Origin of the sequence: Enterococcus sp. DIV0240d, from assembly GCF_051711245.1 — a bacterium.
GTDB classification, from domain to species: Bacteria; Bacillota; Bacilli; order Lactobacillales; family Enterococcaceae; genus Enterococcus_D; species Enterococcus_D casseliflavus.
Genome location: NZ_JBIOMG010000001.1, coordinates 1,515,877 through 1,533,973, shown reverse-complemented (window position 1 = coordinate 1,533,973; position 18,097 = coordinate 1,515,877). Strand labels below are relative to the sequence as shown.

Genomic DNA, 18,097 nt, shown 5'->3' with positions numbered 1-18,097 from the left:
CGTAAGGATTGCGGCTCATGATCCCCTTTCGAAGGGATTTTTTTATTATTCATCCTCACTCATTCTTATTCAGTCTGCTTTGATGAAAAAATCACTTTTCGCAGATCACGGCATACCAAGCCTTTCTCTCTGATTCCTTTCGTTGTGACACTTGCGATCCCCAAGAACACATTGCCTTCCTGAATAATTAAATATATAATAAAATTGTAAATTACCACATCGCAACAAAGAATCTTCAAACCTCTTGAAAGGAGCGTTTCCTATGAGCTGGCTGACCTTTGTCGTCCAACCACTGACCCTGCTATTTTTTCTCACGGTTTTTTCCCTTGTGTATTTAATGCCTGAATCCGTTGTGCCTAAGCCAAAAATGAAGAAGTGGGCGTTGACTGTTTCTTTGATTTATCTGGCATGGCAGCTGCTGATTCCCTTTTTCTTCTTTGTTCTCTAAACCCAGCAAAAAAAGCGGCGCTCACAAAAGAGAGCCGCTTTGTTTTAGTTTTTAATCCTGTAACAAACTACCGCCATTGGTGGCAATGACTTCTTTGTACCAGTAGAAACTATCTTTGCGGGAACGGTCAAAGCTGCCGTTTCCTTCATCATCCGCGTCTACATAGACAAAGCCGTAGCGTTTCGACATTTCTGACGTGGAAGCCGATACTAAGTCGGTACAACCCCAAGGCGTATAGCCCATCAATTCCACACCATCTTCGATCGCTTCATACATTTGTTCGATATGCGCCTTCAAATATTCGATGCGATAGCTGTCATGGATTGAACCATCTTCTTCCACTGTATCCAAGGCACCTAAGCCGTTTTCAACGATAAACAACGGTACTTGGTAGCGGTCGTACAAGTTATTCAAAGTCACACGCAAGCCGATTGGATCGATTTGCCACCCCCAGTCAGAAGCTTCCAAGTAAGGGTTTGATTCGCCTAAAGAAAAGTTGCCAGCAGTTGCTTCGCCGCCTTCTTCAGGATTGTGGCGGGCAATAGAACTCATGTAGTAAGAAAAGGACATGAAGTCGACAGGGTATTGCGCAAGAATGTCTAAATCGCCGTCTTCGAAGGTCACTTCGATGCCGTTTTCTTTAAAGAAGCGCTTCGTATATGCGGGATACTTCCCACGAACTTGAACATCAGAGAAGAAGAGATTCTCGTGGTCACGCTTGATTTCTTCCATCACATCTGCTGGATTTGGTGTAGCTGGGTAAGCTTGCATTCGTGCCAACATCATCCCTACTTTGATGTCAGGATTGATTTCGTGGGCAAATTTTGTTGCTAAACTAGAAGCCACAAATTGATGATGCACGGCTTGATACATGTCAGAAAGGTTTTGTGTGCCGTCTTCGGATAATAAGGCACCGCCAACATAGCCAGAGATCCCCATAATATTGATTTCATTGAAGGTCAACCAGTATTTGACTTTGTCTTTGTAGCGGGTCAACACGGTTTCTGCGTATTTGACGAACAAATCGATCACTTGGCGATTTTTCCAGCCGCCATAGTTCAACGCGATCCCGATAGGTGTTTCGTAGTGAGAGAGGGTCACTAAGGGTTCGATCCCGTATTTCGCACACTCATCAAACACATTGTCATAAAATTGCAAGCCCTCTTCATTTGGCTGAGCATCGTCACCATTTGGAAAAATTCTTGACCAAGCGATGGACAGACGGAAGGTTTTGAAGCCCATCTCTGCATACAAGGCGATATCTTCTTTGTAGCGATGGTAGAAGTCTGACCCCCAACGTTTTGGATACAAGCCTTCTTTGTCATTTAAGGCAAACAAAACTTTTTCCCGTGTCATTGGTGCAGCAAATTCTGCCATGTTTTTGCGGTCTTCTGGTTTGACAGCGATCGCTGTATCGGATGTCGCTGGACCACGTCCGCCTTCGTTCCATGCTCCTTCAAATTGGTTGGCTGCAGTGGCGCCGCCCCATAAAAAACCTTTTGGAAATTGTTTTTCTGTCATGATTAGCCTACTTTCTTTTTCTTTAATGATCGACACAGCAGATCAGCAAGAAAGCATTCTTACTGATCCTGCGACGTGCCGTTAAACGCATTTATTTTACGACTTCGATCAAATCATCCTGCGCTGTTACTTCTTTTGACTGTGTCGTTTGGATGTCACTGTAGTCGTTAGAGTTCGTGACGATGACTGGTGTCAGCAAGGAATAGCCTTCCGCACGAATCGCCTCTGTATCAAAAGAAATCAATTTTTGACCAGCTTTGACTTTGTCTCCTTGGTTGATGTAGGCAGTAAAGTGATTGCCTTCAAGTTCTACCGTATTCATGCCGATGTGGATCAATAGTTCTGTTCCATCTTCTGTCACTAAACCGATGGCATGTTTTGTTGGAAACAAGATTTTGACTTCTGCATCTGCTGGCGCAGTGATTTCACCGATCGCTGGTTCAACTGCGATCCCTTTTCCCATAGCACCTGAAGAAAAGACTTTGTCTTCCACATCTGCTAAAGCAACCACTTGACCAGTTACTGGGCTTTTGACTGTTTCATCTTTGACGCTGGCAGAAACAGTTTTTGCTTCTGGCGCTGGCGCTGCTGGTGTTGCTTGACCGTCGACTGGTGAATCAACAGTTGTATACAATGTTGGTACTTTCAACAACATCATGATGATAAATGACGCTACGATCGCAATCACTGTACCGATCGCCAAGTGGATCACACTATGGAAGCTGCCTGTTGCTGGATCGATATATGCAGGATACAAGAAGATCCCCATACCACCCATTGCATAACCAGTGACGTTAAAGATTGACAAGTAGATACCGACGAAACCTGAAACTAAACAAGAAACGATAAATGGTGTTTTCATTGGCAACGTGTACCCGTAGATCGCAGGTTCAGTCACACCGAAGATTGATGAGATCAAAGCTGGCATTGCGCCTTGTTTGACTTTTGGTTCTTTCGTTTTCAACCAAATCGCTGCTAACACACCCGTTTGCGTGAAACATGGTAGCACTGCTGCGGTCAAAATAATCGAAGAGCCGTTTTGCGCCATATCCATGATCGCCAATGGCACAAGACCCCAGTGAAGACCAAACATAACTAATACTTGCCATAATGCCCCTAAAGCAAAGCCGTAAATAATTGGGCTGAAATCGTACACCGCTTGGAAAGCAACACCGATCCAGCTAGAGGCTGTATTTGCGACTGGACCGACCACAAAGAAGGTCAACGGCACAGTGATCAAAATCGTTACAAACGGAACCACAAACATTTTGACTACGTCAGGTGTGACTTTGCGCATAAACTGTTCAATTTTTGAAGCGACAAAAATCGCTAAAATAATTGGCAATACGCTGTTGAAGTAGCCGCCTGCTGGCAAGGTCAAGGTTAGACCGAAGACTTTGCTCGCTTCAGCCACGCTTTCTGCTAAGCCAGGATAGACCATCGCCCCTGCGATCGCTAATGCTGTATAGGTATTCATCTTGAATTTCTTCGCTGCAGTGACGGCTAAGATCATTGGTAAGTATTGGAACAAACCATCGCCTAGAGTATTCATTACTACATAGATACCATTGGTCGCTTCCATCCCAGTTGCTGCCAGCAACGCCGTGATCCCTTTTAAGATACCAGCTGCCGCTAATGGGCCTAAGAACGGTTGGAACAGGCTTGAGATAACATCGATAAAGCGGTCAAACAAGCTGCCTTTTTGCCCGTCGCCTTCATCGATATCAAGACTGCCGCCATCGGCTAATCCGCCGACTTTCAACACTTCATCATAAACATCTGGCACATGATTGCCGATAACGACTTGGTATTGTCCGCCTGCTTTGACGACGGTCACGACACCGTCACGTTTTTGCAAATAATCAGTGTCCGCTTTGCTTTCGTCTTTTAAGTGGAACCGTAAGCGAGTCACACAGTGTTTTACAGATGAGACATTTTCTTTGCCACCAACGTGGGCCAAAATGTCTTGCGCTAATTCAGTATATTTTGCCATTTTGATTGCTCCTTTTTTATTGGTCATTTAATAAAAATAAAAAGACCAGCCATTTCTACAATAAACAAGCATGAGAGATCCCCTAAAAAAAGAGTGACGGGTTTCCTCATCTAGTATTGTAAGAAAGTGCAGGTCTTGCCAGCCGAACTGTAACGAATCCATTTCCATTCTTAGGTTAATTTTGAGTGAGCGGCTAAGTTACCGATATGCAGAATCAAATACATCAATTCCATATCGTTGACATGCCAGCCCTTTTGTTCAAATAAGTATTCTTTGATCGAATCTGCGGTTTCTTTTTCTTTTGGATAGCTGCTGAAGGCCAAGGCAATCATTGGATTTGCCAATACTGGCTCTTCTTTTTCTTGACTTTGTCGAATTAAATAATAGCGAATGTGGGTCACGAACCGTTGGAAGTAAGAAGAATTCTCATCAAACTCGATGTTCATGCTGTACTTAACGATCCGTAAAATATTGTTCGTCAACTCGGTGTGCTCATAAGCACTTTGATTGGCGCTTTTTTCAATTTGCGCATTGACGAAATGCAAAGTGATAAACGCAGCTTCTTCTTGTGAAAAATCGGGATACAGCTCTTTGCGGATCAACTCGACCGCTTGGACACTGACCGCATATTCCTTGGCATAGATTTTCTTGATTTCCCAATGCATGGGATTGGTCAAAACAATTTCTTGCTTTTGGCGACTGATGGCAAACAAGATATGATCCATCAGTGTGAAATAAACATTTGGATTGAAATCGGTTCCAACACTATCCCGAAAAAGACGCACGATTTCATAAATGACGGCCATTTGTTTTTCGTCAGCCTTCGTCATGACTTTCGACATATGTTCCACTGTCAAATCATCTTCTGGATAGTATTTTTTTTCGATTCGCTCAGCTGGAATCGGGTCACCCGGTTTCGTTTGAAAGCCGATCCCTTTTCCCATTAGGATCACTTCAACTTCATCTTCTTTTGAAAGTACAACATTGTTGTTGATCCTCTTGATAATCTTCACGAACGATCCTCCTTGATCAGCATAGCCCGTAAAAACGTTGCATCCTTTGACGTCTATGCAGAAGGTCTTGTATTTTTTTCTTTCTCTGATGTGCCGTTAAGTGACGAGGTGATTGACTGCTCCAGACAGTGCTGCAGGCTATCGTCAAACCTAGCTGGCAGTTCATTGCGTTTTACTTCTCCCCTCCTTTGCTGATCAATGACTGGACCTTACCTTGGAACCGGTTCTTTTTTTAGCTATTAGAAATAATGGAGCAAAAAAAGAAGACCAAAGCAAAAAAGTGTACAACCCAAGAAACTTTGGGTAATCAACGCACTTTTTTCCTCTGGTCTTGCCTGCCGAACAGTAACGAATCCAGTAATGAGAACACTCTCATGTTCCGTTGAGATAATAGTACTCATTCTGAGAAAAAATGTCAACACTTTTTTTGCAAACGTTTTTCTTTTTTCGTTTTCGGCTTCGTTTCACTCTTATTTGCTCGTAGTTTTCTTACTGATAGTGAGGGGTTTTTCTGTATAAACCCTCTGTGACAACTCTTGCAGATTTTATCCAATAGCACACAACAAAAAAAACCGTAATCTTCGTACATTACGGTCATAGCTAGAAGGATGATGCTTTACAAAAAACGATCAATCACAAAGAATTGGGGAAGGTCTGGTGCATGACAGACATTCAATGTGACTGACCGCTTTTAGCGATTCATGTGCTTCATGACTTCCACAAACGAAAAGGTGTCTTTGAGAGGGGGAAGCAATCAAATAACCTTTCGATTCTTCAAGATGTTGCTCGATCCTGCGATAAAAACCGCAGAGAGCGAGGAATATGCTGTTCCTATCATAAAGGAAACAGTCACAAGACTTATCATTGAAAGGTCAACGATAAGGTTTCGCAGAAAAGGCAGTACTAGTTTTTAAATGGGTTGATTTCCCAAGGGCCGAATGGTTCAAATTCCATGAAAAACTACCTCCTTTATTATTTGCTATACCTTATTATATTTGATAACATGTTATTAAAATCACATTGTTCAGAAATGCGTCACAATTAAGGAGGTCCCCCATGAAACAGCAAGGCTCTTTAATCAAAAAACTGCGCACAGATCGCAAAATCTCGCAAGCCAAGCTTGCCGAAGGTATTTCCTCACGCACCACCCTTTCTTCATTCGAAAATCGTAAAACAAACCTCTCATCACAAACCCTATTTGACTACTTAGACAAAATGAATATCACGGTTCATGAGTTCAGTCTGTTGATCGACAGCGAAGTCACGGATCAGAAACGTCAGCTGGTGCAAGATTTCTATACCCGTTACTATGAGCGAACACTGACTCTCGACTACTTGACTAGCCTGGAAAAACGCTACTTTGAGACACAAAATTTTTTCTATTATTCTTTGTATGTCCAAGGATTGCTGCTGCTCAACCGTGAATCATTTCTGATGAATCAAGGAGCTTACACCCAAGAAGTCGAACTGGTAAAGCAATACTTGTTTGATATCGAAACCTGGGGGCGCTTTGAGTTAAATTTATTCTCAAATTTGTTATTTATTTTTGACCAAGAAACGATCAGTTATTACTTAGATCATGGGATCAAAAAAATTCTTCACTACGCCAATGATCCATTTTATGCAAATCTGTTAAGTGTCGTGATCTTAAACGGCTGTGCCTTTGCCAGCGAAAATAAAGATGCCTATCTACTAAACAAGTTTCTGCTCTTGTCTGAACCGCTCCCCAATACACCCCTCTATTTTTATTTGAAAATCCATCAAGTGCTGTATCAGGAAATTTACTCGTATTTGCAATCCGCTCAGTTGAACAAAGAGATTCTAAAAAACACCTTAGTCGTTATTGAACAAGCCGGTTACCAGAACCATAAAAACGATCTCCAACAGTTGCTTGCTGCTGTTACCAATCGTGCGATTTAGCCGCTTATTAAATGGACATTTATGTAATGTTATCTAACAAAAAAAGCTGATCTTCCAACGGAGCTCAGCTTTTTCGTCAATGTCACTCCAACCCGCCCACGAAACAGCCGCTCAAAATGAAGGGTTCAACATGCGACTTGCTTCTTCCGTCTACATGGACCAAGAAAAAACCAGTTAGGTTTTAATCCTAACTGATTTTGCTTGGCAAAAGCAACGAACACGCTGCTGCCGATTCATTTGTGTAATTTACTAACCGATTAACGAGATTCTGAAGTCACACCGATGGTTGCCCATGGGTTATGATCGGCGTCAAATGCCCAGGTAAAGTTTGCGACACGATCAGAGATCGGTAAGATTTGATTCCGATACAACGTTGGGATCGCAAAAGCTTCTTCAATCGCATATTCTTGCCATGCATCAAAAGCAGCCTTCCGTGTTGCTTCATCAAAGGAATCGATTGAATCGATCGCAGCTAACAATTCAGTATTTTCATCTGACTCAAAACGAGTGTAGTTAAATGCTGAATTTGGTCCCCATAAGCTGGTTGGTGATGGATCTGAACCAGTAGACCAAGCAGCTTGGAAGACATCGATATCTGGATCATCGTTTTTCAGCTTGTCGTAGAAGGCTTGGAAATCGATCAAACGACCTGTTGAATATTGAACATCTAAACCGATTTCTTGCCATTGTTGAACATAGTAATCCGCCAATGGTTGGGCAACTTCCCCACCAGACATTGACGCAAAGTTGATGGTCAATTTGTTGCCATCTGGATCTTCTCGGAAGCCATCGCCATCCACATCGATAAAGCCAGCGTCATTTAGAAGTTGGTTTGCTTTCTCCATATCTAAATGGTATCCTTTTGCATCGCTGTTGTGCAACGTACCATAAACAGGTGGGATCAATGTTGAAGCATTTGAACGCAAGCCGTGATAGAAACGCTCACCGATCGCATCATTGTCGATGGCATAGCCCATTGCTTGACGCAATGCTTTGTTCGCCATTTTTGCATTTGGATCAAAATCAACACTGTTTGTTTCATCATTCCATGAACCTAAATTAAAGCTAAGATACGTATAAGATTGTTCTGGACGACCTAACATTTGGTAGCCATCCATGTTTTGATACGTATCAAAGGTATCTGTTGGCATTTTTAAGACTAAATCGTATTGCTTCGCGTTTAACGCTTCATTGATTGAAGCCGAAGGGACGTTATGCATCACGATTTTTTCTAAGGTTGGTGTATCGCCATAGTAATGTTCATTCGGTACATATTCCACCGTCTCACCTGGTACGATATTACTCATTTTGTATGGACCAAAACCGATTGGATTGGTTCGAACGGGATCACTTGAAGGCATATCTGCCACTTCAATGCCTTCAAAGGCATGTTTCGCTAGTGCAGAGTTCCAGATCGCTCCACCGGATTGCTGCATACCTGGATGCATTTCTTTAAACTCGATTTCAACGACTTTGTCACTGACTGCTGTGATCCCCGAGATCGTATCAGCTTCGCCGCTGTGGTATTCTTCCATACCAACGATATTTGTAAAATCATTGTTGTAACGAACGCCATCATAGTCTTGATGTCCGATGACTTCATAAGAGAAGATCACGTCTTCAGCCGTTACATCGACCCCATCAGACCACTTCAAGTCCTCACGCAAAGTGATCGTTGCCTTGTTATTATCGACATCTAATTCTAAATCAGCTGGTCCACCATTCACAATTCGGAAATCTTCATCTTGTAGGAACAAATATTCATGGCTTGGTAACATGAAGTCACGGTCATAAGCATCTTGATAAAACTCCCATTGAAACAACCCTTGGAATTGCGTATCTGTTACTACCGCAACATCTAAGACGCCCCCATCGATCACTTCATCGTTATTTTCAACTGCAAGCTGCAAATCATTGATATCAAATCCAGCTGCCTCAGTTGATGATTCTTGTGTATCTGTCGAACCTGTTCCACCTTCGTTACTTTGTCCGCAAGCCCCTAAAACAAGCGCTGCCAATAAAGTAATCATGCCAAACTTCGTTTTCTTCATACTCTTCCTCCTTATTTAAATCCCTTCCTCGTGATTCAGTGATCACTCGATCTTCGAATAAAAAAACCAAGCAAACAGTTTTTTTTATCTTAAAATGGCTTTTTTATTAGAAAATCTGAACGAGATTAACTAAATTATAACAATTTTCGTAAAATTCTTTCTGTCAATAATTTCACCGATTGATGAAATTATTGAAAAAAGGGCGATTCTCCTTGATACATCGCCGTTATTTTTATTCGCATTTTCTTAAATTTTTCTTTTTCTCCCTTTTTTGGTTCTCATTTCTCTCGTCGTCCTGCTACTTAAAACTGTCAAAAAATACTTTTTTGTCGCTAAAAAGTGTGATACTATGAAAAAAAGGAGCGTTCAATGAAACTATGGCAGATAAACGAGTTTTCTTACAAACAAAATCGAAACCCTTTGCACCTATCTCACAGCTCTTAACCCAGCGCTTGCTTTTGGCGTATAGCATCGTCTTGATCCTCATTGGCTTGGTTGCTTCCCCTCCTCAAGCTTTGTGGCAAGGCTCGCTGGCAATCTTAAATGCCCCCAGCAATTTGATTTCTGATTATTTTGCGATCGGCAATCTTGGAAGCGCCTTTTTAAACAGTGGCTTATTGACATTGATCAGTATCCTCCTTGCGAAAAAGCAAGGAACGATTATTAGTGGACCAATGATCGCTGCTTTTTTTACCATATCTGGCTTTTCTTTTTTTGGAAAAAACATCTTTAACTCGATTCCCATTCCACTTGGTGTCTATTTATATTCTTACATACAGCAACGCCCCGCTACACAATATTCACTAGTTGCCTTATTTGGCAGTGCCGCCTCGCCGGTCATCAGTTACTTAGCATTCGGTTTAGGGTTGCCTTTACCAGTCGGGATCGCTTTTGGTTATGGGATCGGTCTATTGATCGGTTTGGCGCTCCCTCCTCTAGCAGCTCAATTTTTACAATTCCACCAAGGTTTTTCTTTGTATAATATCGGGTTTGCTGCTGGCATCATCACTATGTTTTTCACGAGTTTTTTACGGCTGTTCGACTTGGAAGTCTATTCAAACAAACAGTTGACGACGGAGTATCACTATTATCTGACTGGGTTCTTGCTCATTCTTTGTCTTGCCATGTTTCTTATCGGTTATCTTCTAAATCAGCGATCCCTCAAAGGCTTGCCTGAGCTTTTTCAAACGTCAGGGAAATTAATGACGGACTATGTCACGATTTTTTCCCTTGGGGTCACGATGATGAACATGGCGATGATGGGGATGTTGATGCTGTTCTTTGTCTTCTTCTTACAAGGCGAACTATCTGGTCCCCTTTTAGGCGCAATACTGACCGTGATTGGTTTCAGTGCTTTCGGGAATCACTGGAGAAATAGTTTGCCTGTCATGATTGGGGTGGTTTTAGCAACCAAGGTCGGTTTGACCTCTGATGTCTCGACCTTCAGTTTATTGCTGACAGCGATCTTCGGCACCAGTCTAGCCCCCATCAGTGGGTATTATGGTCCAGTTGCTGGCGTAATCGCTGGGGTGGTCCATGCAGCCTTGGTCACAAATATCACCTATTTACATGGAGGATTGAACTTATACAATAATGGCTTTTCCAGTGGATTTGTCGCGGCAGCAATGGTACCATTGTTAGATGAATACCAGCAAATCAGAAGGCGGAGAAGAAAATGATTGAAAAAGAACGGGCACGGCGAATCGTCGATGAAGTGGTCACCTACTTTTTGTCCCATGACTGTCAAAAGATAATAAGTGAGATGGCCTTTGAAGCAGAGGGGTTTAAAGCAGTTGTGCAAGGTCAATTTCCAGAGCAGCCCACTGATTTAGAACACTTTATCGACATGCTCAACACACCAAGAGATAGCACGTTAGAAAATTATTATGTGGAGCTGTTAGGCGGTCATCAAACGATCCATGAAGAAAAAGATTACTATCTATTAGGATTAATGATCGACGAAGCCGCCATTATGTATGACGAGGGCCAACTAATCGTTGAACTATTTCGCAAAAAATACAATTGAAAAGCCCTACGCAAAAAACGTTTCTAAGCGGTGACCTTCACCCTTTAGAAACGTTTTTTGTTCGTTTGTCGTGACAAAATTGAAAGTTTATTGATAGATTTTTCACACTACTTTTCAGAAAACCAGCGTTATACTTTCATCATAATAAAAAATGAGGTGACCGATAGATGAAAAAACTTCTGATTGGACTTGCAGCGCTCCTCCTCATAGGGTTCGGCGCATTGCAAGTCGCACAAACCGTCATCATGGGCGGCGACAGCTACTATGTCCAAATCACCACAGATGGTGAAAAGACGAACTCTAAGGATGACAATGGGAATGTCTATACTCAATACCATTACGAATTGCCAGGGTATGATGAGAACGGCAAAAGCAAAACCCTTGATTTCAACGGTTTCCAAGAACGACCATTGCGCAAAGAAGCCTATTTGAAGCTTACTTGGAACGAAAAAAAAGGGGTAACTGGCTATGAAGAGGTCAAAGAAAAAGACATCCCAGCCAAAGCATTAACCCAATTAAAAGGAGCGTAACGCAACGATGGAAAAAATTATTCAAGCAAATGAACTGACCAAAGTATACGGAAAAGCCAACGAAAAACAAACCGAAGCCTTAAAAGGCATCAGCTTTGATATTGAAAAAGGCGAATTCATTGGAATCATGGGGGCTTCTGGTTCAGGGAAATCCACCCTACTCAACATTCTTTCAACGTTGGATCATCCGACAAAAGGTGCCATTCGTATCAACAATAGCGATATCACCAAACTAAAAGGCGATGCCTTGGCAGATTTCCGCAGCCGTGAAATCGGCTTTATTTTCCAAGACTTCAATCTATTAGAAAACTTAACGGCTTCAGAAAACATCGCTGTCCCGTTGTCTTTACAAGGAGTCAAACCAAAGATCATCCAACAACGGATCAAACAAGTCGCAGAACGCTTGTCCATCACACATATTCTCGACAAATATCCAGCAGCGATCTCTGGTGGTCAAAAGCAACGGGTGGCAGCCGCGCGAGCCTTGATCACGGAACCAACGATCCTTTTTGCGGATGAACCGACAGGTGCCTTGGATTCAAAAAGTGCGAAAGACTTATTGAATATGATGGACGACTTGAATACCAATGACCAAGTATCGATTTTATTGGTCACTCATGATCCCCTTTCTGCCAGCTATTGCCAACGTATTTTATTTATCAAGGACGGAAAGATCCATCAAGAAGTCAAACGTGAGGATCAAAGCCGCGAAGCGTTTTACCGCCAGATCCTTGTCATTCTAGGAAACTTGGAACAATAAGGAGGAAGAACACATGCTTTGGAAACTATCACTTACCGGGATCAAAGCTCGGTTGAAGGATTATATCGTCCTCTTTTCTGGTCTAGTCATGGCTTCAGCCATCTTTTATATGTTCGAATCAATGGCGAGCAATGAAGCCTTTTTAAAAAGCAACTCGATCATCAGTATGGTGGTCTTCGTCTTTCGTTTTGGCTCGGTCCTCTTAGGGATCATTACCTTTGCCTACATCTTATACGCCAATTCTTTCTTGATGGCGATGCGCCAAAAGGACTATGCCATGTTTATGATGTTAGGAGCCAAAGGACGAAAGATCGCCCAAATGATTTTTATCGAAACCTTTATGGTAGGTATCGTTGCCACCGCAGTCGGCTCGATCTTAGGGATCGGCTTAGCAAGTGGTGTCAATACTTTGCTAGTCAATCAATTAAACTTGCAGATCTCCCATTATGCAGCATTTAGTCCCGAAGCATTGATCGTAACCGTCGTCTTCTTCTCGGTTCTCTTTTTGATTGCTGCCATCTTCAATGCACGGGCAATTGCCAAAAAATCGATTTTAGCATTATTACGAGAAACAAGCACGCCGGCACAAGTCAAACAACGGCCATTCTTGCTCTTCTTGCAAACCATTTTAGGTCTTTGTTCCTTAGCCATCGGCTATTATATGATGAGCGATTTGATGACCTTCCAATTGATCGGGATCGGCATCGCCCTTGTCACGATCGTTCTTGGCACATACCTCGTCTTTCGTTCGGTGATCATCGCTCTTTTATCCCTATTAAAGAAGAACGATACGATCACGTTGAAAAAGTTAAACAATTTCACCTTGTCGCAATTAAGCTTTCGGATTCGTGAGTATACCCAGATGCTTTCGATGGTGGCGATGCTTTTTGCTCTAGCATTAGGTGCCTTGACGGTTGGTCTTGGCTTTAAAAACGAGATCCCTATCCTAGCAAAAACTGTTGCCCCTTATGACTTGTATTTGAACAATGCCCAAAACGCCTCTGACGAAAAAGTCAATGCGTTAAACCCGACCCTTGATGTGACCTACAGCATGAAAGAAACAGATGACACCATTTATTACGTGAAGGAACAATTCAACGAAAACAACTTGCTCAGCTCCAGTATGGATCAGATGAGTGTCGATGTCACTTACAACAAGCTGACTGGCGATCAATTAGCTTCTGATCTGACCGCCCAAGACCAATTGCGTAGCTACCTCTTACCAGAACAACGAGGTAAGGAGATCCAAGTCGTGGATCAAACCGCTTTTGGTGCAGTCAATGCGCCGGAAACTAGCTTGCGAATGGTACAAGTCAAAGACTTCCAAGCAAGCTACGATGCGTTGCGTGATTTGGCGCAAGCAAATCAAGACGCAAATTCTTCAGAAACCGCCGATATGAATTTCTCACAACGGGTCTTCGCCTACGACAGCTATAACGGGATTTTCTCTGGTTTTGAATTTATGGGCTTCTTCCTGGGTATCGCCTTCTTGACGATGTTAGCAAGCTGCCTGATGTTCAAAATTCTTTCAGGGGCAAACAGCGACATTCAACGTTACACGATGCTGAAAAAAATCGGTACCCGCACGCGTTTACTGAAAAGCTCGATCCGCAAAGAGATCGGCGTGCTCTTCCTAGTTCCTGGTATCTTAGGAATGATCCATGTCTTGTTCGGTCTAAAAATGTTCACCACCTTGATGATCGATCCGTACCATGACCTATGGCTACCTTTTGGCATCTTTATCGCCCTCTACGCCATTTATTACGTGGTGACCATTGGGTTATACACCAACATTGTTTTAAACCCAAAAAAAAAATAACAATCACACTCTGAATTGCTCAACGCAAAGAGACCACCAAGCCATAAAGGGCATGATGGTCTCTTTCATTTTTCTCGTTTTTTTCGGACAAAGGGAAGACAATTTTAGGGTTTGACCCCTAGATGCATCGCCGCCGCACCTCCTGCATAGCTTTTGACTTGCAGCACATCAAAGCCAGCTGCCTGAAATTCTCGTTTCAATGCCTCCCTGTCAGGAAAATCCCGTGCAGACTCCTGCAGCCAGGAATATTCTTGATAGCTTTTGGCGAACAGTTTGCCAAATAACGGCATGACATGGTGAAAATAAAAAGTAAACAGTTGCCGCCAGCCGATCAGTGTGGGCTGTGATGTTTCGAGACAAACGATTTTCCCACCTGGGCGCAACACCCGATGGATCTCTGCCAAGACTTGTTGGCGATCCGCGACATTTCTCAACCCGAACCCGATCGTCACATAATCAAAGTGCTCGTGTGGAAAGCTTAATGCCATCGCATTGCCGGTCTGCCACTGGATCTGCGTTTGTTGCTTTTTCTGTGCCTTTTCTTTGGCAACCGTTAACATTTCTTCGCTAAAATCAACGCCGGTCACTTGCCCCGTCGGACCGACCGCTTCATTCAACGCAAACGCCCAATCCCCGGTACCGCAGCATAAATCTAATATCTCAGCACCCATTGGTACTGCCATTCGTTTCATGGTATCCTTGCGCCACCGTTTGTGCAGCTGAAAGGAGATAATACCGTTCATTCGATCATAACGGGAAGCGATCGATTCAAATACATCATGTACTTTGGTTTTTTTGGCTGTTGTTGCCATTGCGGCACGTCCTTTCTTTTCCTCGTTTTAGACCCTAAATTCTTAACGTTTAGCTGCCAGTTGCTAAAAGCTGCTGATAATTTTAGTCTAGCACGAAAAAACGAGGGGAACAAAGACCATGCTTGCCATCGTTTTTAGTCGATTTGCATTGTTAATAACTTAAAGTATTATCTTTTTGTGCATATACAAGGTTGCCATCCGATAATCATAATGAATCATCGAAAATGCCAATAGTTCGCCATTTTTTAAGTAACTATCATCCCTTACAATCAGTGCGGGCATGCCTTCTTCTAGATGAAAAAACGCTGCTTGTTCCTGTGATAGCGGTTTGCTTTGGATGAACTTGTCGATGAAGGCGACTGTCAGTTGTTTTTCTTCTGCCAAAGCTTGGAACATCGACCCCTCCATCATTGTTTCGGAGATCTCCCCCACGATTTCAGGTATATAATAGGAACGTTCAATCAAATAGGGTTTGTCATCTAATGTGCGAAAACGTTGGACTTCGATAAAGTGTTGATCTTTCGCAAATTGTTTTTGACTTGGAAGAAACAGCGCCTCTGATACTTTGACCAGCCGCTTTGAGGCTTTGACCGTTCGAATGTTTTTCTCGCCCCGTGTCAAGTCTTCATTGAAGCCAAGATCACCTTGTTCAATGGCCGGTTTTTGGTTGTTTTGAAAGCGAATATACGAGCCGCGGCCTTGCATCTGGTAGATCCAGCCCATCTTGCTCAATTTATTGAGGGCTTGACGTAACGTATAACGAGAAACGGGATAAATCGCCAAAAGCTCTCGTTCACTAGGCATCTTCCCCTGCTCATTTCCTATGTCACCCGCTTCGATCTTTCTGATCAATTCCGCTGCTAAGTCTTCAATACTGAGTTTCGTCATTTGCCTACTCCTTTCCTTCGGATTCTCTACTACTATTATCATCTTTGGCGTAAAAAAAGCCAGCTATTTTTCATAGCCGGCTTATCAAAAAAACAGATTGATTATGCCTTCGTTGCGTTTGCTTGTTCGTCCTTGTATAATTTGCCATCATACATTTTGATGAATGGGAACCAAATCAAGAAAGCAACGACTGCACAGATGATTGCTAAGACAAAGGCACGCCAGTCACCACCTGAACCAATAAAGCCAGATAATCCAATTGGGGTCGGCCACGCTACTTGAGCAATCGGTGGGTTAACAAAGCCTAAGTTGATGCCAAAATAAGCAACGGACATTGAAGCCATTGGTGCTAAGAAGAATGGGATCGCTGTGTACGGGTTGTATACCACTGGCATCCCGAATAAAATCGGTTCATTGATATTAAAGAAGGATGGCACGATCGCTGCTTTTCCTAAAGCACTTAACTGCGCTGATTTTGCAAAGAAGGCGATGAAAATCACCATTCCTAACGTCGCTCCTGAACCACCGATCGTAACAAAACTGTTGTTAAATTCACCCGCAAAGGCAATGTTGGCACCATTTTGGTTTTCCACCATATTTGACAACACGATTGGCGTCAAGAATGAGGTCACGATCGTTGCCCCATGAATACCGACGATCCATAGTGCATGCATGAAGAAGTAGATAACAAGCAGTCCGATCCAGGTACTGGTCAATTGCGTCACGAAACTAAACGGAATCGCAATGACTTTGAAAATATCTGTGCCCATTGCGACTAATGCACCATTGATAACGATCACAGCTAATGAAGTCAGTGCCGTTGGAATCAATGCCGTAAAAGAGGAAGATACTCCTGTTGGCACTGTGTCAGGCATTTTAATGACAATATTGCGTTTCACACAGAACGCATAAATTTTTACGGCAATGATCGCCATGATAATCGCTGTAAAGATCCCAGTTGTTCCTAAACGAGTAACGCCGCCAGCCATTTCCCAGCCATCGATGATTTTTTGGTCATCAGAAATCACATTGACTAGTGTTGCCATACCGCCTTCAAAAACTAATTGTGGCAAGCACATAAAGAACGCCATCATAGAAAGTAATGCTCCATTGACTGGGCTAAGAACGATTTTCTCTTCTTGCGCTTGGATTTTCGTGTACTCGTAACCAAACACGACACAGAAGTAAAGTGCTAAAATCCCCATTGTTGCGGTATTACCTAACATGTAAAGATTTTGGATTTTATCGAATGACGCACTCCAAATACCCTCTAATACAGGAAAACTTTGTGGCAAAACGCTGATGATCAAGAACATTGATCCTACGATAGTGAAAGGAATCGACGCCATCCCGGCTGCCATGACCCCACGAACGATCCGTAATTGTGAGATTTTCCCCATTGGACCCATTAAGTAGCGGTCCAAGAAGGCAAACATTTTGTTATTTTCTGAATCCATTGACTGTTCCTCCTTGAGTTTCAAATGTAGTCAAATACGTGAAATATTTGTCGCGGTCATGCTCGATCAACCACGCTTTACGCTGAATGAACAAACACGCCATCATGCCGACAGAAAACAAGGCAAGTAAGATCCCTCTACCCGATTGATTCATAAAAGGAATCAACGTTGCTTGCTGCCCGATCAAAATACCAAAAATTGCAATGAGATTGACGCCGAATTGGAGCCAATAACCGATCTTTGTCACCAGTAAACGATTCGATTGCTGCCAATATTTTTGAGTTTGTTCAATAAGTATAAGTCCATCAACGATCAATAAGGCAATGGGAATCAAACCAGCCCATGTCCATTGAGACAGACTCAATAGGGTCCAATAAAGATTGACAAAGAAAAAGATCGCAGTCATATAACGAAAAAGTAAAAAACGATTAAACCGCATACTTTTGTTTGCATATTCTTTCTTGGCTGCTTGGGTTACCGGTTTCCTTTTGGTCACAAGTCCTCCTCCTTTCGTTTTGCTTTCGCTCAACAACTTGTTCGAACAAGTTATATTCTAGCAGAATTCTTGTTGAATGCAACCGATTTCTTTTTGAAAGTGTTCTCTGAAAATAATCTGCTTTTTCATTCGTTATTTCTGAAAAGTTAAGCGAATCTCAAGGAACCTTGCAGGATAGCGAGGGAATGTTCCTGACTCTTGGCTTTTGTTCGAGTAGAAAAAAGTTATTTTTAGCATTCGTTTTTGCAAACAGTGTTTGTTCCTGAAGGCTTTATCCCCCAAACAAGGCAACAGGTTTGTAAACTTGCTAACTTTACAGTACACTCTAAGTAACAAAATGTTTGATTTCGAACACGCGTTATT

General features: G+C 42.6%; 15 protein-coding genes. 7 read left to right on the top strand and 8 right to left on the bottom strand.

Annotated features, from left to right (window positions below; all coding sequences use genetic code 11):
• Window positions 1–262 precede the first annotated feature (262 nt).
• Window positions 263–448 (top strand): hypothetical protein, encoded by a 186-nt coding sequence (locus tag IGJ25_RS07140; RefSeq protein WP_010747923.1) that lies wholly within the window; start codon window positions 263–265, stop codon window positions 446–448.
• A gap of 51 nt (window positions 449–499) precedes the next feature.
• On the opposite strand, the gene IGJ25_RS07135 is transcribed toward IGJ25_RS07140, so the two are convergent.
• From IGJ25_RS07135 to IGJ25_RS07125, 3 genes are all read right to left on the bottom strand, one after another.
• Window positions 500–1,969 carry a glycoside hydrolase family 1 protein gene (locus IGJ25_RS07135; RefSeq protein ID WP_010747922.1) on the bottom strand — a complete coding sequence of 490 codons (1,470 nt, stop codon included), beginning with the start codon at window positions 1,967–1,969 and terminating at the stop codon, window positions 500–502.
• A gap of 91 nt (window positions 1,970–2,060) precedes the next feature.
• Window positions 2,061–3,962 carry a beta-glucoside-specific PTS transporter subunit IIABC gene (locus IGJ25_RS07130; protein WP_010747921.1) on the bottom strand — a complete coding sequence of 634 codons (1,902 nt, stop codon included), beginning with the start codon at window positions 3,960–3,962 and terminating at the stop codon, window positions 2,061–2,063.
• 170 nt (window positions 3,963–4,132) lie between these two features.
• Window positions 4,133–4,975 (bottom strand): PRD domain-containing protein, encoded by an 843-nt coding sequence (locus tag IGJ25_RS07125; protein WP_005225677.1) that lies wholly within the window; start codon window positions 4,973–4,975, stop codon window positions 4,133–4,135.
• 1,056 nt (window positions 4,976–6,031) lie between these two features.
• On the opposite strand from IGJ25_RS07125, the gene IGJ25_RS07120 reads away from it, so the two are divergent.
• Window positions 6,032–6,895, top strand: coding sequence for a helix-turn-helix domain-containing protein (locus IGJ25_RS07120; protein WP_010747920.1), 864 nt, complete (start codon window positions 6,032–6,034; stop codon window positions 6,893–6,895).
• A gap of 257 nt (window positions 6,896–7,152) precedes the next feature.
• Here IGJ25_RS07120 and IGJ25_RS07115 read toward each other — a convergent pair whose 3' ends face one another.
• Window positions 7,153–8,946, bottom strand: a complete 1,794-nt coding sequence (locus tag IGJ25_RS07115) for an oligopeptide ABC transporter substrate-binding protein (RefSeq protein ID WP_438779222.1) — start codon at window positions 8,944–8,946, stop codon at window positions 7,153–7,155.
• Window positions 8,947–9,323: 377 nt separating this feature from the next.
• Between IGJ25_RS07115 and IGJ25_RS07110 the strand changes: the two genes are divergently transcribed.
• The 5 genes from IGJ25_RS07110 to IGJ25_RS07090 all read left to right on the top strand — a co-directional run bounded on the left by IGJ25_RS07110 (window position 9,324) and on the right by IGJ25_RS07090 (window position 14,081).
• Window positions 9,324–10,625, top strand: coding sequence for a DUF1576 domain-containing protein (locus IGJ25_RS07110; protein WP_081116754.1), 1,302 nt, complete (start codon window positions 9,324–9,326; stop codon window positions 10,623–10,625).
• Entirely contained in the window at window positions 10,622–10,972 is a 351-nt protein-coding gene (locus tag IGJ25_RS07105) for a hypothetical protein (protein WP_081116755.1), read from the top strand. The genes IGJ25_RS07110 and IGJ25_RS07105 overlap by 4 nt, the downstream gene beginning before the upstream one ends.
• A 167-nt stretch (window positions 10,973–11,139) precedes the next feature.
• Window positions 11,140–11,502 (top strand): YxeA family protein, encoded by a 363-nt coding sequence (locus tag IGJ25_RS07100; RefSeq protein WP_081116756.1) that lies wholly within the window; start codon window positions 11,140–11,142, stop codon window positions 11,500–11,502.
• 7 nt (window positions 11,503–11,509) lie between these two features.
• Window positions 11,510–12,262: an ABC transporter ATP-binding protein gene (locus tag IGJ25_RS07095; RefSeq protein ID WP_016610385.1), complete on the top strand. Its 753-nt coding sequence runs from the start codon at window positions 11,510–11,512 to the stop codon at window positions 12,260–12,262.
• 13 nt (window positions 12,263–12,275) lie between these two features.
• Window positions 12,276–14,081: an ABC transporter permease gene (locus IGJ25_RS07090; RefSeq protein ID WP_438779221.1), complete on the top strand. Its 1,806-nt coding sequence runs from the start codon at window positions 12,276–12,278 to the stop codon at window positions 14,079–14,081.
• A 104-nt stretch (window positions 14,082–14,185) separates the two neighbouring features.
• Here IGJ25_RS07090 and IGJ25_RS07085 read toward each other — a convergent pair whose 3' ends face one another.
• The 4 genes from IGJ25_RS07085 to IGJ25_RS07070 all read right to left on the bottom strand — a co-directional run bounded on the left by IGJ25_RS07085 (window position 14,186) and on the right by IGJ25_RS07070 (window position 17,734).
• Window positions 14,186–14,893, bottom strand: coding sequence for a demethylmenaquinone methyltransferase (locus tag IGJ25_RS07085; protein WP_438779220.1), 708 nt, complete (start codon window positions 14,891–14,893; stop codon window positions 14,186–14,188).
• Between the two features lie 159 nt (window positions 14,894–15,052).
• The gene (locus IGJ25_RS07080; protein WP_081116759.1) at window positions 15,053–15,781 is read right to left on the bottom strand and encodes a GntR family transcriptional regulator; all 729 of its coding nucleotides are present in this window, start codon (window positions 15,779–15,781) and stop codon (window positions 15,053–15,055) included.
• Window positions 15,782–15,882: 101 nt separating this feature from the next.
• Window positions 15,883–17,238, bottom strand: a complete 1,356-nt coding sequence (gene celB / locus IGJ25_RS07075; protein ID WP_081116760.1) for a PTS cellobiose transporter subunit IIC — start codon at window positions 17,236–17,238, stop codon at window positions 15,883–15,885.
• Window positions 17,222–17,734, bottom strand: a complete 513-nt coding sequence (locus IGJ25_RS07070) for a hypothetical protein (RefSeq protein WP_015509419.1) — start codon at window positions 17,732–17,734, stop codon at window positions 17,222–17,224. The genes celB and IGJ25_RS07070 overlap by 17 nt, the downstream gene beginning before the upstream one ends.
• Between the last annotated feature and the right edge of the window lie 363 nt (window positions 17,735–18,097).

Bases quoted from the DNA above. Each gene is read 5' to 3' on its own strand.
- IGJ25_RS07140 (WP_010747923.1), top strand. From the start codon at position 263: ATGAGCTGGCTGACCTTTGTCGTCCAACCACTGACCCTGCTATTTTTT.
- IGJ25_RS07135 (WP_010747922.1), bottom strand. From the start codon at position 1,969: ATGACAGAAAAACAATTTCCAAAAGGTTTTTTATGGGGCGGCGCCACT.
- IGJ25_RS07130 (WP_010747921.1), bottom strand. From the start codon at position 3,962: ATGGCAAAATATACTGAATTAGCGCAAGACATTTTGGCCCACGTTGGT.
- IGJ25_RS07120 (WP_010747920.1), top strand. From the start codon at position 6,032: ATGAAACAGCAAGGCTCTTTAATCAAAAAACTGCGCACAGATCGCAAA.
- IGJ25_RS07115 (WP_438779222.1), bottom strand. From the start codon at position 8,946: ATGAAGAAAACGAAGTTTGGCATGATTACTTTATTGGCAGCGCTTGTT.
- IGJ25_RS07110 (WP_081116754.1), top strand. From the start codon at position 9,324: ATGGCAGATAAACGAGTTTTCTTACAAACAAAATCGAAACCCTTTGCA.
- IGJ25_RS07105 (WP_081116755.1), top strand. From the start codon at position 10,622: ATGATTGAAAAAGAACGGGCACGGCGAATCGTCGATGAAGTGGTCACC.
- IGJ25_RS07100 (WP_081116756.1), top strand. From the start codon at position 11,140: ATGAAAAAACTTCTGATTGGACTTGCAGCGCTCCTCCTCATAGGGTTC.
- IGJ25_RS07095 (WP_016610385.1), top strand. From the start codon at position 11,510: ATGGAAAAAATTATTCAAGCAAATGAACTGACCAAAGTATACGGAAAA.
- IGJ25_RS07090 (WP_438779221.1), top strand. From the start codon at position 12,276: ATGCTTTGGAAACTATCACTTACCGGGATCAAAGCTCGGTTGAAGGAT.
- IGJ25_RS07085 (WP_438779220.1), bottom strand. From the start codon at position 14,893: ATGGCAACAACAGCCAAAAAAACCAAAGTACATGATGTATTTGAATCG.
- IGJ25_RS07080 (WP_081116759.1), bottom strand. From the start codon at position 15,781: ATGACGAAACTCAGTATTGAAGACTTAGCAGCGGAATTGATCAGAAAG.
- celB (WP_081116760.1), bottom strand. From the start codon at position 17,238: ATGGATTCAGAAAATAACAAAATGTTTGCCTTCTTGGACCGCTACTTA.